General features: G+C 61.6%; 12 protein-coding genes. 3 read left to right on the forward strand and 9 right to left on the reverse strand.

Going from position 1 to position 15,024, the window contains the following annotated elements; all coding sequences use genetic code 11:
• Nucleotides 1–159: 159 nt before the first annotated feature.
• From rho to ACESMZ_RS03380, 3 genes are all read left to right on the forward strand, one after another.
• Nucleotides 160–1,422: a transcription termination factor Rho gene (gene rho / locus ACESMZ_RS03370; RefSeq protein ID WP_372956988.1), complete on the forward strand. Its 1,263-nt coding sequence runs from the start codon at nt 160–162 to the stop codon at nt 1,420–1,422.
• Nucleotides 1,423–1,920: 498 nt separating this feature from the next.
• The gene (ubiD, locus tag ACESMZ_RS03375; RefSeq protein WP_372972210.1) at nt 1,921–3,408 is read left to right on the forward strand and encodes a 4-hydroxy-3-polyprenylbenzoate decarboxylase; all 1,488 of its coding nucleotides are present in this window, start codon (nt 1,921–1,923) and stop codon (nt 3,406–3,408) included.
• A 1-nt stretch (nt 3,409) separates the two neighbouring features.
• Nucleotides 3,410–4,414 carry a 2Fe-2S iron-sulfur cluster-binding protein gene (locus tag ACESMZ_RS03380; RefSeq protein WP_372956990.1) on the forward strand — a complete coding sequence of 335 codons (1,005 nt, stop codon included), beginning with the start codon at nt 3,410–3,412 and terminating at the stop codon, nt 4,412–4,414.
• Between the two features lie 278 nt (nt 4,415–4,692).
• Here ACESMZ_RS03380 and ACESMZ_RS03385 read toward each other — a convergent pair whose 3' ends face one another.
• The 9 genes from ACESMZ_RS03385 to accC all read right to left on the reverse strand — a co-directional run bounded on the left by ACESMZ_RS03385 (nt 4,693) and on the right by accC (nt 15,017).
• The gene (locus ACESMZ_RS03385; protein WP_372956991.1) at nt 4,693–5,304 is read right to left on the reverse strand and encodes a methyltransferase domain-containing protein; all 612 of its coding nucleotides are present in this window, start codon (nt 5,302–5,304) and stop codon (nt 4,693–4,695) included.
• On the reverse strand, nt 5,304–6,866 hold the full coding sequence (locus ACESMZ_RS03390) for a cation:proton antiporter (protein ID WP_372956992.1): 1,563 nt from the start codon (nt 6,864–6,866) through the stop codon (nt 5,304–5,306). Before ACESMZ_RS03390 ends, ACESMZ_RS03385 begins: the two co-directional genes overlap by 1 nt.
• Nucleotides 6,867–6,964: 98 nt before the next feature.
• On the reverse strand, nt 6,965–8,251 hold the full coding sequence (gene purD / locus ACESMZ_RS03395) for a phosphoribosylamine--glycine ligase (RefSeq protein ID WP_372956993.1): 1,287 nt from the start codon (nt 8,249–8,251) through the stop codon (nt 6,965–6,967).
• 13 nt (nt 8,252–8,264) lie between these two features.
• Nucleotides 8,265–9,845: a bifunctional phosphoribosylaminoimidazolecarboxamide formyltransferase/IMP cyclohydrolase gene (gene purH, locus ACESMZ_RS03400; protein WP_372956994.1), complete on the reverse strand. Its 1,581-nt coding sequence runs from the start codon at nt 9,843–9,845 to the stop codon at nt 8,265–8,267.
• Between the two features lie 70 nt (nt 9,846–9,915).
• Nucleotides 9,916–10,233, reverse strand: coding sequence for a DNA-binding transcriptional regulator Fis (fis, locus tag ACESMZ_RS03405; protein ID WP_372956995.1), 318 nt, complete (start codon nt 10,231–10,233; stop codon nt 9,916–9,918).
• Nucleotides 10,230–11,228, reverse strand: coding sequence for a tRNA dihydrouridine synthase DusB (dusB, locus tag ACESMZ_RS03410; RefSeq protein WP_372956996.1), 999 nt, complete (start codon nt 11,226–11,228; stop codon nt 10,230–10,232). The genes fis and dusB overlap by 4 nt, the downstream gene beginning before the upstream one ends.
• Before the next feature lie 235 nt (nt 11,229–11,463).
• Nucleotides 11,464–12,714, reverse strand: a complete 1,251-nt coding sequence (locus ACESMZ_RS03415; RefSeq protein ID WP_372972211.1) for a DUF3426 domain-containing protein — start codon at nt 12,712–12,714, stop codon at nt 11,464–11,466.
• Between the two features lie 58 nt (nt 12,715–12,772).
• A complete protein-coding gene (prmA, locus tag ACESMZ_RS03420; protein ID WP_372956998.1) occupies nt 12,773–13,669 on the reverse strand; it encodes a 50S ribosomal protein L11 methyltransferase in 897 nt (298 codons plus the stop codon).
• Between the two features lies 1 nt (nt 13,670).
• Nucleotides 13,671–15,017 (reverse strand): acetyl-CoA carboxylase biotin carboxylase subunit, encoded by a 1,347-nt coding sequence (gene accC / locus ACESMZ_RS03425; protein WP_372956999.1) that lies wholly within the window; start codon nt 15,015–15,017, stop codon nt 13,671–13,673.
• Nucleotides 15,018–15,024 lie beyond the last annotated feature (7 nt).

A 15,024-nucleotide genomic window follows, 5' to 3' on the forward strand; every position in this document is an offset into this window, starting at 1 on the left:
CTCCCTGTCCCTGGCCTCTGTACTTTTCCGGACTCCATCACTACCGGTTGCTCCATCTGGCCAGCACCAACTTTTTACCGTTTATCTGATCAACCCGTTCAGGGGCATCCCTGTCATATCAACGATCGCTTACTTCCATTCCTGATAATCCAACAAACTATGAATCTTACTGAACTCAAGCAGAAGTCTGTGCCCGAATTGCTCGACATCGCGCAGGAAATGGGCCTGGAAAACCTTGCCCGTTCGCGCAAACAGGATGTCATCTTCACCATTCTGAAGAAACACGCCAAAAGCGGCGAAGACATCTATGGTGATGGCGTACTGGAGATTCTGCAGGACGGCTTCGGCTTCCTCCGTTCCGCCGATGCCTCCTACCTGGCCGGGCCCGATGATATCTATGTCTCGCCCAGCCAGATCCGCCGTTTCAACCTGCGTACCGGCGATACGGTCTCCGGCAAGATCCGCCCGCCGAAGGATGGTGAGCGCTATTTCGCGCTGCTCAAGGTTAACGAGATCAACTTTGACAAGCCGGACAACGCCCGTAACAAGATTCTGTTTGAGAACCTGACGCCGCTGTTCCCGGATGAGCGCCTGGTGCTTGAAGCCGGCAACGGCAGCACAGAGGATCTGTCTTCCCGGGTGCTGGACCTGGTGGCGCCCATCGGCAAGGGCCAGCGCGGCCTGATCGTATCCCCGCCCAAGGCCGGTAAGACCCTGTTGATGCAGGGCATCGCCCAGGCGATCACCCGTAACAACCCCGAGTGCCATGTGATGGTGCTGCTCATCGATGAGCGTCCGGAGGAAGTGACGGAGATGCAGCGCACCGTGCGTGGCGAGGTCATCGCGTCCACCTTTGACGAGCCGCCGGCCCGTCACGTCCAGGTGGCGGAAATGGTGATCGAGAAGGCCAAGCGCCTGGTGGAGCACAAGAAGGATGTGGTCATCCTGCTGGACTCCATTACCCGGCTGGCGAGGGCCTACAACACGGTTATCCCGTCGTCTGGCAAGGTTCTCACCGGTGGTGTGGACGCCCACGCCCTGGAAAAACCCAAGCGTTTCTTCGGTGCGGCCCGGAATGTGGAAGAGGGCGGCAGCCTGACCATTCTGGCAACGGCCCTGGTGGATACCGGCTCCAAGATGGACGAGGTTATCTACGAGGAGTTCAAGGGTACCGGTAACATGGAGATACACCTGGACCGCAAGATTGCGGAGAAGCGGGTCTATCCGGCCATGAATATCCGGCGCTCCGGTACTCGCCGCGAGGATCTGCTGATGACTGAGGCGGACATCCAGCGGGTCTGGATTCTGCGCAAGTTGCTGCACTCCATGGACGACGATACCGCGGCCATCGAGTTCCTGCTGGACAAGCTCAGGGATACGAAGACCAATGACGAGTTCTTCCAGTCTATGAAGCGTCGCTAACACCCGCTGTTCCGGTGAGGTTTTCTTTGCGCACAGGCCCTTGGGAAAGGGTCAGCATCGTGAAGCCCCTCACCGGACGCGCCATGAATACCTCCCTGTAGGCTCGTGTTGCCGTCCCTGGCAACACTTAACGGTCCGGTGAGGGGCTTCACGATACTGCCCTGCGGATCCTTTGCGCGCATCGTATTGCAATCCATATTTCGGCCATGACGTAACAGATCAGGCACTGGTTCGTACCTGAGTAAAGAGGTCGGACTAGCTCAGTTTTGAAAGCCTACAATATCTGTACCGGTCAGCGTGGAGTCTGAAGAACGGGGTGGGGAGGGTCTTTACCAGACCGTTAAATGTTGCCAGGGACGGCAACATGAGCCTACAAGGACGTATTCATGGCGCGTCTGGTAAAGACCCTCCCCGCCCCGTTCCTGCCACCAACACTGGCAGGCCGGGGCGGACAGGTGGATGTTCGGGCACAGAGCGAGTAACCAAACGGAGACCGGCATGAAATACAACGACCTGCGAGACTTTCTCGCCCAGCTGGAAAAAATGGGTGAGCTCAAGCGTATTTCGGTTGAAGTGGACCCCCATCTGGAAATGACCGAAATCTGCGACCGCACCCTGCGGGCGGGCGGGCCTGCGTTGTTGTTCGAGAGCCCGAAAGGTTACGACATGCCGGTACTGGGTAACCTGTTCGGAACACCAAAACGGGTCGCCATGGGCATGGGGCAAGACAACGTCACCGCCCTGCGGGACATCGGCAAGCTGCTCGCCTACCTGAAGGAACCGGATCCCCCCAAGGGCTTCCGGGATGCCATCGAAAAGCTACCCCTGTTCAGACAGGTCATGCGCATGAGTCCGAAAGTGCTGCGCTCGGCTCCCTGCCAGGAAGTAGTGCTTGAGAAGGACGATGTGGACCTGGGCAGGATACCCGTTCAGCATTGCTGGCCGGGGGATGCCGGGCCGCTGGTGACCTGGCCGCTGGTGATCACCCGTGGCCCCCACAAGGAACGCCAGAATCTGGGCATCTATCGCCAGCAGGTGATCGGCAGGAACCGGCTGATCATGCGCTGGCTCAGTCACCGTGGAGGTGCGCTGGATTTCCAGGAGTGGCAGCGGGCCAATCCGGGCAAGCCCTTTCCTGTCGCGGTGGCTCTCGGAGCCGACCCGGCCACTATTCTCGGCGCGGTAACACCGGTGCCGGATACCCTCTCAGAGTATGCCTTTGCCGGGCTGCTCAGGGGCGGTCGCACCGAACTGGTCAAGGCCGGGCTCAGTGACTTGCAGGTGCCCGCCAGTGCCGAGATCGTGCTGGAAGGTTTTATCTACCCGGACGATACCGCGCCGGAAGGGCCCTTCGGTGACCACACCGGTTATTACAATGAGGTGGACCAGTTCCCGGTGTTTACCGTGGAGCGCATCACTCACCGCAAGGATCCCATCTACCACAGCACCTACACCGGCCGCCCGCCGGATGAGCCGGCAATCCTGGGTGTGGCCCTGAACGAGGTGTTCATCCCCATCCTGCAGAAGCAGTTCCCGGAGATTGTCGACTTCTACCTGCCGCCGGAAGGCTGTTCCTATCGCCTGGCCGTAGTAACCATGAAGAAGCAGTATCCCGGCCACGCCAAGCGGGTGATGATGGGGGTCTGGTCGTTCCTGCGGCAGTTCATGTACACCAAGTTCGTCATCGTGACTGACGATGATGTGAACGCCCGGGACTGGAACGACGTCATATGGGCCATGACCACACGTATGGACCCGGTCCGTGATACCACCATGGTGGAGAACACTCCCATCGATTACCTGGACTTCGCCTCACCGGTGTCTGGCCTGGGCTCCAAGATGGGCATGGACGCCACCAGCAAGTGGCCGGGGGAAACCGACCGGGAGTGGGGAGTTCCGATCACCATGTCTGATGACGTCAAGCGTCGCGTCGATGAGAAATGGGACAGCCTGGGCATTGAAACCCCGGCTCCCCGCCCCGAGTAATATGGCCACTGAATACCGGGTCGTCCGGTTGCGGCCGTCCGGGCTGAACTACACTGTGGCTTCCGGTAACGATCTGCTCACGGCCGCCGCGGCAGCCGGCATCGCCGTACCGTCAGCATGCCGTAACGGTGTCTGCGAAATCTGTGAGGCCCGCCTGTTGGCAGGGGCGGCCATCAATACCCGGAATCAACAAATGATCACGATGGGTGAGCGACTGATGCTGTGTCGCACCGAAGCGCTCACCGATCTGGAACTGGAGATAACCGCCGTTATGGGCGCAGGACAGAATTCACCGAAAGTGTTTCAGGCCCGGGTCGTGGAGGTGCGGTCCATCAGTCACGATGTCTACCGGGTCGAGCTGAAAGTGAACCGGCGGCGGGAGCTGGCTTTCCATGCCGGGCAGTACCTTTCGGTAAATCTGCCGGATGCCGAACCCTGTTATTTTTCCATTGCCAGTAGCCCGTCGGCGGAGAATATTGAGCTTCATATCCAGGCAACGCCCGAGTGGGTATCCGCCCAGAAAGTGATTGACGCGCTCATGTCAGGCGGTGAAGTAACCCTGGAAATGCCCCACGGTAAGGCCTGCCTCGCGGCAGCGCCCCGCAAGCCTTTACTGATGGTGGCGGCCGGCACCGGCTTCGCCCAGATGAAAAGCATGGTGGATTATCTGCGGGAAACCGGGTTCGATCAGCCGGTGACCTTGTACTGGGGCGTCCGCCGGCCGGAAGATATGTACCTGCGGTCCCTGGCGGAGAGCTGGGACAGGGAATGGCCGCCTTTTCGTTTCGTGCCAGTGGTCGGTGATGATGAGGACAACGACTGGAGTGGTCACCACGACCAGCTGGTGGACGCGGTACTGGCGTCCGGTTATGACTGGGGCAACGTGCAGGTAATGGCCAGTGGCTCGCCGGTCATGGTGTATACCCTGATGGATGCCCTGGTGGAAGCCGGCCTGCCGGAAAGCGAGTTTTACTCCGATGTGCTGGAGTATGCGCCACGGAATTGAGGCCACGTCATCTGCGGCCTTTCGCCAAGTGCCCTTCGACGAGCTCCATTTGACAAGCGCCCTTCGACAAGCTCAGGGCGAGCGGAAGGAACGAGAGATATCCTTACCACGATACTCATATCTCGTCCTGAAGGTACCTGTTATCTCATCGTGAAGGTACCTGTTATCTCATCGTGAAGGCACCTGTGGGCAGCTCTTTGGGGCTCAATCTCCTTTGCCCGATCGCCCTGAGCTTGTCGAAGGGCGATTTAAGAAGGACCCGCGGCCGGAAAATTCCATCACTCCCGGGTGCGGCTGAAGATGGCCACCTGCGTTGGTGGCCCGAACTCCCGGTCTTCCTCACCAATACCGCTGAAGCGTACCTGATAGCCACACTGCCTTGCCGTTGTGGTACACCACTTGCGGAACTTGTCGCGATTCCATTCAAACCGGTGGTCCGGGTCCCGGAGTGCCCCGGGGCGCAGGCCATACAGCGGGTTATACTCGGCATTGGGGGTGGTCAGGATCAGCCAGCCCGGACGGAAGTGTTCGAACACCGCCCGCTGGACCTCGGAGAGTCGCCCCGGGTTCACATGCTCGATGGTCTCCACCATCGCAGCGGCGTCAAAACCCGTGAGGTTGAGGCCAGGGTCCATGTAGCTGCCCTGCAGCAGGGTCACCCGGGATTCACCAGCGGCCACTTCTGCCAGCATCGCCCTTGCCTGGCGCAGTGAAAGCCCTGACTGCTCCAGACCGGTCATGTTGGTATAGACCGGCTCCCGGATCAGGCGGCGCAGCAACGAACCACTACCGCAGCCAAGGTCCAGCACACTGCGCGCCCCGGAGCCACGGATCAGCGTGGCTACCCGGTCCAGGCGCTCCTCGTGAAGGGAGCTGGACTGGGTATCCATCAGGTTGCTGACCCCGGCACCGGGTGACGCTGATCGTTCAGGTGGCTGGCCAGGGCGACGCCGGTTTCGCTCATGGTGAGGAAGGCGTCGTCGGCGCCAGCCTCCCGGATTTTCTCGGCTTCATCGGCATAACCGGTATGGGCGATTACATAACCGGTAAAGCCTTTCTTGCGCAACATGCGGGCGGCAATGACCTTGCCCTCGATATCGTTCATGGCAAGTATGACCGCTTCCAGGTGTGGCATGTGCAGGCCTTCCCAGAAGGTGGTGTCTTCCGCGTCTGCGAAAACCACATTGCGCCCCTCATCCGAATGTTTCTGGGCCTTGGCGGGGTCCGAGTCCAGTCCCATCAGCGTGGGTTCCTCCTCACATAACCGGTCATAGGCGGCCGTACCGGTGCGTCCCATTCCCATCACCAGTACCCGGGTATCCCCGAGTGAGATGGGTTGTTCATCCGGATGATGTTTGCGGCTTTCCAGCGGGGCCAGCCGGTGGGCCAGTCGCTCATAGAGCGGGTGGGCCAACCGGTTAAGCGGCGCCGAAAGCAGGAACGACAGGGAGACCGCGATTGCCAGCGGAATCAGCCATTCAGGCAGGGCCACACTGGCGACGATAAGGCCGAATTCGCTGTAGTTGGTCAGCGAAAGACTGGTCAGGAAGCTGCTGCGGGCACGGAGGCGGAACAGCAACAACAGGAAAAAGAACAGGATACCTTTCAGGGGCAGGACCAGGGCAGTGACCAGGGCGAAGATCAGGGCATTGCTGTCCGGCAGGCCCCCGATGCCGATCTGAAGGAAGAAGCCGACCAGGAAGATCTCCTTCACGCTCCACAGGGACTTTGACAGTTCCTGGGAGCGGGGGTGATTGGCCAGCATGGCGCCGAAAATCAAAGCGCCCAGCTCTGAGCTCAGGCCCACCGCCTCGAAGCCAAGGCCGCCGATCACCAGTGCCAGCAACAGGCCCAGCAGCACCAGCAGCTCATCATGGCCACTGGCATCCAGCAGGCGGTAAAGGAGAGGCCTCAGCAGGGGCAGGCCGAAGATCAGCAGGGCCCACTGTGACGGGGTCTTGCCGGCGGCCAGGCTCATGACCACCAGCGCGATCAGGTCCTGCATGATCAGGATGCCGATGGCCACCCGGCCATGGAACGCCCGCAGCTCCCGCTTGCTTTCCAGTACCTTGGCGGCAAGCACGGTGCTGGAAAAGGACAGGGCCACGGCCAGCAGCAGGGCGGTGGTCCAGTCGAGTTCCGCCAGGTAGTGGATGCCGGGGGTAAACACCAGGCAGGTGATGCCGAAGTGCAGCAGGCTGCCGCCGATCACCTCCGGGCTGACCACGGATTTGAGCTTCAGTTTGAGGCCAACGGTGAAAAGCAGCAGAAGCACACCCAGGTGGGCGATGTGGGACAGGGCGTCGGTGTTCTCGACCACCAATGGGGTAAAGCCGGACAGCCCACTGAGCACGAAACCCGCTGCCAGGTAACCCACCAGGGGCGGAAGGCCCACTCCCTTGACCAGCAGGCCCAGGGTAAAGGCGAAGGTGATCCAGATGGCTTCGGACATGGAGCGAGTTCCTCGTAAACAGCAGGGGGCCGATTGTAACGCAAAAAAAAGCCCGGCAGCTTATGTGCAGCCGGGCTTTCAATAGCGGCGGTGCCGGATCAGCCGTTTTCCCGGGCGATGGCCCGCCAGGCGATATCCTTGCGATAGAAAACACCGTTCCAGGTAATCCGGTCCGCCAGCTGGTAGGCGCGCTGCCGGGCTTCGGTCACCGTATTACCCAGGGCGGTGGCGCAGAGTACACGACCGCCGTTGGTCAGCACCTGTTCGCCCTGCAGCCGGGTGCCGGCGTGGAAGACTTTCTCGCCCTCGGTTTCCCCTTTCGGGAGACCGGCAATGACATCGCCCTTGTCATAGTCTCCCGGGTAGCCACCGGCGGCCAGTACAATACCGACCGAGGCGCGGTCATCCCAGAGTGAGTCACACTGGTCGAGGCTGCCGTCGATGGCGGCGTTACACAACTCCACCAGGTCCGACTGCATGCGCAGCATGATGGGCTGGGTCTCCGGGTCGCCAAACCGGCAGTTGAACTCGATGACCTTCGGTGCGCCGTCGTTATCGATCATCAGGCCGGCGTAGAGGAAGCCCTTGTAGGGGTGGCCCTCGGCCGACATGCCGCGCACGGTGGGGTAGATGACTTCATCCATGATGCGCTGATGAACAGCGTCTGTTACCACCGGGGCGGGAGAATAGGCGCCCATGCCGCCGGTATTGGGCCCGGTATCACCGTCGCCCACCCGCTTGTGGTCCTGGGAGGTGGCCATGGGCAGCACATGCTCACCGTCCACCATCACGATAAAGCTGGCCTCTTCGCCTTCCAGGAATTCCTCGATGACTACCCGGCTGCCGGCATCGCCAAAGGCATTGCCGGCCAGCATGTCGCGGATAGCGGCTTCCGCCTCCTCCAGCGTCATGGCGACGATCACGCCCTTGCCGGCGGCAAGGCCATCGGCCTTCACCACGATCGGTGCGCCCTGTTTGCGCACGTAGGTGAGCGCTTCGTCCACATCGGTGAAATTGCCATAGGCGGCAGTGGGGATGTCATGCCGGGCCAGGAAGTCCTTGGTAAAGGCCTTGGAGCCCTCCAGCTGCGCCGCGCCCTGAGTGGGACCGAACACCCGCAGGTTGCGGGACTCGAACTTGTCCACAATACCGGCCACCAGGGGCGCTTCCGGACCGACAATGGTCAGGCCTACGTCGTGGGTCGCGGCAAAGTCCGCCAGGGCGTCAAGGTCCATTACGTCGATGGAGACATTTTCCAGCCGTGGTTCCAGCGCGGTGCCGGCATTTCCCGGTGCCACGAAGACCCGGTCCGCCAGGGGTGAGCGGGCCGCCTTCCAGGCCAGGGCGTGCTCGCGGCCGCCGCTGCCGATAATCAGGATGTTCATGTTGTTGTTCTCCTTAGTGGCGGAAGTGCCGCATGCCGGTGAAGACCATGGCGATGCCATGCTCGTTGGCAGCGTCGATCACCTCCTGGTCGCGCATGGAGCCGCCTGGCTGGATAACCGCGGTTATCCCCGCTTCGGCGGCGGCATCGATGCCGTCCCGGAACGGGAAGAAGGCGTCGGACGCCATCACCGAGCCCTTTACTTCCAGGTTTTCGTCGGCCGCCTTGATGCCGGCGATCTTCGCGCTGTATACCCGGCTCATCTGCCCGGCGCCAATGCCGATGGTACGGCCGGCGCGGGCGTAGACGATGGCATTGGATTTCACATACTTGGCCACTTCCCAGGCGAACAGCATGTCGTTGAGTTCGTCCTCGGTGGGCTGGCGCTCTGTGACGACCTTGACGTCATCCATGGAGACCATGCCCAGGTCCCGGTCCTGCACCAGCAGGCCACCGGTGACCCGCTTGTAGTCCAGGGCCTTCGCGCGCTCGCCGTCAAATTCGCCACAGGCCAGCAGGCGTACGTTCTTCTTGGCGGCCACCAGTTCGATGGCTTCGGGGCTGACGGTAGGGGCGATAATCACTTCCACGAACTGGCGGTCAATGATTGCCTGTGCCGTTTCGCCGTCCAGTTCACGGTTGAAGGCAATGATGCCACCGAAGGCGGAGGTGGGGTCGGTGGCGAAGGCCAGGTCATAGGCCTGGCGGATATCGGCACCAATGGCCACGCCGCAGGGGTTGGCGTGCTTGACGATCACACAGGCCGGATCGGCGAAGGGCTTGACGCATTCCAGGGCAGCATCGGTATCGGCCACGTTGTTGTAGCTCAGCTCCTTGCCCTGTAACTGTTTTGCGGTGGCAACGCAGGCTTCCCTCGGCTGGCGCTCGGCATAGAAGGCAGCCCGCTGGTGCGGGTTCTCGCCATAACGCATATCCTGGACCTTCACATACTGGGCGTTGAAGGTACGGGGGAAGTCCGCATTGTCGTTATCCGGGGTACGACCGCCCAGGTAGTTGGCGATAGCGCCGTCGTAGCCAGCGGTGTGTTCAAAGGCCTTCACTGCCAGGTCGAAGCGGGTGCTGTAGGTCAGCTCTCCGTCGTTCTCGTCCAGTTCCCTCAGAACCCGGTTGTAGTCCGATGCGTTGACCACGATGGCCACATCGTTGTGGTTCTTGGCAGCGGCGCGGACCATGGTGGGGCCGCCGATGTCGATGTTCTCGATGGCAGTGGCCAGGTCGCAGTCCGGGTTGGCCACGGTTTCTTCAAAGGGATAGAGGTTAACGACCACCATGTCGATGGGAGAGATGCCATGGTCTGTCATCACCTGGTCGTCAATGCCGCGACGGCCAAGGATGCCGCCGTGGATCTTCGGATGCAGTGTCTTGACCCGGCCGTCCATCATTTCCGGGAAGCCGGTATGGTCGCTCACTTCAGTCACCGGTACCTGGTTTTCCTTCAGCAGGCGGAAGGTGCCACCAGTGGACAGCAGCTCAACACCGCGCTGGGTCAGCTTGCGGCCGAATTCCACGATGCCGGTCTTGTCGGACACACTGATCAGGGCCCGGCGAACGGGAGTGTTTGACGGATTTGCCATTTTCGATGCCTTTTTGAAACAGGAAAGGCCTCGCGAAACAACTCCGGGAGGCCTTGGGAGAATCCGGTGATTATAGCAGACCGTACTGCTTGAGTTTCTTGCGGAGCGTTCCGCGGTTCAGTCCAAGCATGGTGGAAGCCTTGGTCTGGTTGTTGCGGGTGTACTTCATGACCTGCTCCAGCAGGGGGGCTTCCACTTCCGACAGCACCAGTTGGTAGACGTCGGTTACCGGGGCGCCGTCCAGTTGGGCCAGGTAGTTCTTCAGGGCCACCTCAACGCTGTCCCGCAGGGTGACAGAGTTGCCTGTGCTGCTGACGGTCTGAAGGGTGGGCTGGTCGTCGTTAGCGGGACGAGCCATGGAATCGTGTGCCAGTGTTTCAGCGGTCATGCTGCGAATACCTCTCCATTTCGTAAGGCTGCAAAATACTGTTGGATACTGTCGGACTGCGCCTGGGCGCAGTCCAGTGCATTGAAACGCTTGCGGAACTGTTTGCCGGCATCGTGGGCCTGCAGGTACCAGCCCACGTGCTTGCGGGCGATGCGAACGCCCATAGGCTCCCCGTAGAACTGATGGAGCGACTGCAGGTGATCCAGCAGAATTGACTCCACCTCGTCCAGGGACGGCGGCGCCATGGTTTTGCCGGTTTCCAGGAAGTGGCGGATCTCCCGGAAAATCCAGGGGCTGCCCTGGGCGCCGCGGCCAATCAGCAGGCCATCGGCACCGGTGTGTTCCAGCACCGTCTTTGCCCGTTGTGGCGTGGTGATATCCCCGTTGGCGAACACCGGTATGGCCACCGCTTCCTTGACCCGGGCAATGGTGTCGTACTCGGCCTCGCCCCGATAGGCGTCGGCCCGGGTGCGGCCGTGTACGGCAAGGGCCTGGATGCCCGCATCTTCCGCCAGGCGGGCGATGGTGACGGCATTGCGGTTGTCCCGGTCCCAGCCGGTACGCATTTTCAGGGTGACGGGCACATCCACTGCCTGTACCACGGCGTGGAGTATGTCCCTTACCAGCGCCTCGTCCTTCATCAGCGCCGAGCCGGCCGCCTTGTTGCAGACCTTCTTGGCCGGGCAGCCCATGTTGATGTCGATGATCTGGGCGCCCTGATCAGCGTTCATGCGGGCGGCATTGGCCAGCATGTCCGGGTCACCGCCGGCAATCTGCACGGAACGGGGCTCGGGTTCACCGCTGTGATCCAGCCGCAGGCGCGACTTACGGGTGTGCCACAGGGACGGATCCGCAATCACCATTTCAGACACTGCCAGACCCGCGCCCAGGCGCCGGCAAAGTTGCCGGAAGGGGCGGTCTGTCACGCCGGCCATAGGCGCGACCACCAGGGAATTGGGCAAGGTATAGGGCCCGATTTTCACCGTGGGAAGCATACGTCTGAGTCCGTCTTCGGGTTCCTGTACTGTCTCTGAATCTACCATACCTGATTGCCTGGCTCCCGGATGGGACGTCAGTCAGAAAAGGATGCCGGATTCAGGGGGCGACAATGATACCGCTGGGGGTGAGGGTATTGAAGGCCGGAACAGGGGAAAAAGTTGATTATTTTTCACCCTGTCTGGTTGACTTTCATCCGGCGGGCTGTCCACCGGGTGGCGTAGCCCGGATGGCTCAGGACTCTCCGCTGCGGTTAACGAAACGGAGGTTATAGTTGACGGCATCGCGGCCCGGGTCACGGATACTGATGGCGATGCGTACCGGAGTGCCTGAGGGCATGGATTCCATCCCGGCACCTTCGCCGGCCAGGTAATCTTCCGGCGGAAAAACACTCTGGGCTACCACGTCGCCGTTCAGGTTCGAAAAGGTGAGGGCGATGGCGGGGAAGGGCTGTTCGAACTCCGCCTGATTGATGATCACCGCATCCACCAGCAAGGCGGAGCGGTCGTCCGGATCCGTGCGCACTACCAGTTTGCGGCTCTGGATCCGGTCCATGGCGACCAGTGGCGCCAGCTCGCAACCGGCGTACTCGCAGGCTTTTTCATACCATGGGCGCAGCTCCGGGATGACCGAGAGCCGGTCAAACTGGAACCAGGCCACCTGGGAGACCAGTCCGCCCAGCAGCGCCAGGATCACCAGCGTCCACAGCCAGCCCCGAAGGCCTGAGCCCGAGCGTGAGCCAACGGATACCGGTTCCCTGGACAGCCGGTCGTAGGGAGAGGCGTCATCCAGCGGCGGAAAGCTACCGCCGGTGATGCGGTCCCGGGGTTGTTCCGTGTAGGCTGGTTCGTCCTGCAGCTCTACCTCGGCCACCATTCCCTCGATTTCCAGATCGTCTGTGGAGGCCGGGGCGCCCGGTTCCCGGGCAGTAAGGCTATCGCCGGATTCCTCCGGCTCGATGGTTGGTTCCTGGCGGTGGATTTCCCGGTCGGGCGTGGCTTTCGGATCAGCCGTGCCGGTGGCAGGCCGGGCCTGCTGGTGCCGCTGTGAAGTGCTGTCCGGCAGCTCTTCCTGCAACATGGCTTCTGCCCAGCTCTCGTCCACGTCCTCCATGTCGTCATCATCAACATCGCCGCCCTGCTCGGCGCCCGGCTCAATGCTGCGAAAGCTGTCGCTCAGCTCGTCATCGGCGAAGCGGGAATCCTGTCCGGCGTAGGGGCCCTCGGCGGCGTCTTCTTCCGGGTTGTCCTGGAAAATCAGGTCGTCATCCGGGTCGGTGGCGCTGAACTGGTCATGGCCCGCATCCTGCGCGGCGCTACCGGATGACTTGCCCGCCGGGGAGTCCGCGTGACTGCGGGCGTCGAATACCTCCATGCAGTGACCACAACGGACCTTGCCATCGGCAATGTTGAGCTGTTCACCGGTCACCCGGAAGCGGGTGTCGCAGTGAGGGCAGCGGGTCAGCAGGCTGGAAGTATCGGCCATCCTAAAATCCTGTAAAGGTCCAAGACTCTCAGCAGTTTAGCGGCAGTATTCCGCTTCGTCATCCACCAATACGGCGACCTGTGAGGCGTATCCATTCTTCGCGCTGTTCCGGTTCGTCCATGACAAACCAGGGCTCATAGGCGCGCATCACGTCACGGGCCTGCTGGGCAAGTATGCCGGACAGCACCAGGTGGCCACCGGGGCGTACTTTGCCAGCAAGGGTTGGGGCCAGCTCAACCAGCGGACCGGCCAGTATGTTGGCCAGCAGGATATCGGCCCGGGTAGCGGGTTCATCACCGGGCAGGTAGAGGTCAAGCCGGTCGTCACCGACATCGTTGCGACGGGCGTTGTCACGACTGGCTTCCAGGGCCTGGGGGTCGGTGTCCACGCCAATGGCATGCTCGGCGCCCAGCAACAGGGCGGCCAGTGCCAGAATGCCGGAACCGCAGCCGTAATCCATCACCTGACGGCCTTCCACGTCCGTGGCGTCGAGCCATTCCAGGCACAGGGCGGTGGTGGGGTGGGTGCCGGTACCGAAGGCAAGGCCCGGGTCCAGCAGCAGGTTTGCCCCCTCGGGATCCGGGGCGGCGTGCCAGCTGGGGACGATCCACAGACGCTGGCCAAACCTCAGGGGCTTGAAGTCGTCCATCCAGGCCCGCTCCCAGTCCTTGTCTTCCACCAGGGTGACCTCGATCTCCGGCAGATCCTGCTGGGTCTGCTGGTGCCAGGCGTCGCGGATCGCGGAACAGATCTGCCCGATGTCCCGGTCGGCATCGAATAGCCCGGTTACCCGGGTATCGCCCCAGAGAGGCGTCGTACCGGGATCCGGTTCGAAGATGGGCTGGTCGGCGGCGTCTTCCATGGTGACTGCGTCGGCGCCCATCTCCATAAGTAGGTCTTCCAGCTGATCTGCGGTATCAGGATCAGCCGGAATCTGCAGTTGGATCCAGGGCATATCAGTCCCGTATCAGCTTTTCGAGGTAGTGGATGGTGAAATCCACGCTCTTGAAGCCGCCATCCCGCACCAGGTTGCGATGCAGAGGCTGGTTGGTCTTGATGCCTTCCACCACCAGTTCGTCCAGGGCATTCTTCATGCGCCGCCTGGCGATTTCCCGGTCGTCACCCCAGGTGATCAGCTTGGCCACCAGGGAGTCGTAGTAGGGGGGGACCGTGTAGCCACTGTAGAGGTGGGAATCGACACGGATACCGTTGCCGCCGGGTGCATGGAAATGCCGCACCTTGCCCGGACTGGGCACGAAGGTTTTCGGGTCTTCGGCGTTGATCCTGCATTCCATTGCGTGGCCGGACACCCGGATATCGTCCTGGCTGTACTGCAGCGGCATGCCGCTGGCGATGCGCAGCTGTTCACGGACGATGTCCACACCGGTGACCATTTCCGAGACCGGGTGCTCGACCTGGACCCGGGTGTTCATCTCTATGAAATAGAAGGCGCCGTCCTGGTACAGGAACTCGAAGGTGCCGGCACCGACGTAGCCGATTTCCTTGCAGGCGTCGACGCAGGCCTTGAGGGTTTTCTGGCGGGCCTCTTCGTCGATGTTGGGGGCCGGTGCTTCCTCGATCACCTTCTGGTGGCGGCGCTGCATGGAGCAGTCCCGGTCACCCAGGTGAATGACGTTGCCATGGGTGTCGGCCAGTACCTGCACTTCCACATGGCGCGGCCGTTCCAGGTACTTTTCCAGGTAAACGGTGGGATCCCCAAAGGCGTTCTTGGCTTCCGTCTGGGTGACCTGGATTCCCTTGAGCAGCGCCGCCTCGGAGTGAACGACCTGCATGCCGCGACCACCGCCGCCAGAGGCCGCCTTGATAATCACCGGATAGCCGATCTTGCGGGCGATGCGCAGGGTGCGTTCGTCGTCGTTATTGATGGGGCCGTCAGAGCCCGGCACAGTGGGGACGCCCGCTTTCACCATGGCTTCGATGGCGGATACCTTGTTGCCCATCAGGCGGATGGTCTCGGCCCGCGGGCCGATAAAGGTAAACCCGCTCTTTTCCACCTGCTCGGCAAAATCGGCGTTTTCCGCCAGGAAGCCATAGCCCGGGTGGATGCCCACACTGTCGGTGACCTCAGCGGCACTGATGATGGCGGGAATATTGAGGTAGCTTTCGGTGGCGCTGTTGGGGCCGATGCACACGGACTCGTCCGCCAGGCGTACATGCATCAGGTCGCGGTCGACCTGCGAGTGTACGGCAACCGTGCGGATGCCGAGCTCCTTGCAGGCCCTGAGCACCCGCAGGGCGATCTCGCCGCGATTGGCGATCAGAACTTTATCAATCATGGCCATGATCTTT

Source organism: Marinobacter sp. (genome assembly GCF_041690615.1).
GTDB lineage: Bacteria > Pseudomonadota > Gammaproteobacteria > Pseudomonadales > Oleiphilaceae > Marinobacter.

Bases quoted from the DNA above. Each gene is read 5' to 3' on its own strand.
- rho (WP_372956988.1), top strand. From the start codon at position 160: ATGAATCTTACTGAACTCAAGCAGAAGTCTGTGCCCGAATTGCTCGAC.
- ubiD (WP_372972210.1), top strand. From the start codon at position 1,921: ATGAAATACAACGACCTGCGAGACTTTCTCGCCCAGCTGGAAAAAATG.
- ACESMZ_RS03380 (WP_372956990.1), top strand. From the start codon at position 3,410: ATGGCCACTGAATACCGGGTCGTCCGGTTGCGGCCGTCCGGGCTGAAC.
- ACESMZ_RS03385 (WP_372956991.1), bottom strand. From the start codon at position 5,304: ATGGATACCCAGTCCAGCTCCCTTCACGAGGAGCGCCTGGACCGGGTA.
- ACESMZ_RS03390 (WP_372956992.1), bottom strand. From the start codon at position 6,866: ATGTCCGAAGCCATCTGGATCACCTTCGCCTTTACCCTGGGCCTGCTG.
- purD (WP_372956993.1), bottom strand. From the start codon at position 8,251: ATGAACATCCTGATTATCGGCAGCGGCGGCCGCGAGCACGCCCTGGCC.
- purH (WP_372956994.1), bottom strand. From the start codon at position 9,845: ATGGCAAATCCGTCAAACACTCCCGTTCGCCGGGCCCTGATCAGTGTG.
- fis (WP_372956995.1), bottom strand. From the start codon at position 10,233: ATGACCGCTGAAACACTGGCACACGATTCCATGGCTCGTCCCGCTAAC.
- dusB (WP_372956996.1), bottom strand. From the start codon at position 11,228: ATGCTTCCCACGGTGAAAATCGGGCCCTATACCTTGCCCAATTCCCTG.
- ACESMZ_RS03415 (WP_372972211.1), bottom strand. From the start codon at position 12,714: ATGGCCGATACTTCCAGCCTGCTGACCCGCTGCCCTCACTGCGACACC.
- prmA (WP_372956998.1), bottom strand. From the start codon at position 13,669: ATGCCCTGGATCCAACTGCAGATTCCGGCTGATCCTGATACCGCAGAT.
- accC (WP_372956999.1), bottom strand. From the start codon at position 15,017: ATGGCCATGATTGATAAAGTTCTGATCGCCAATCGCGGCGAGATCGCC.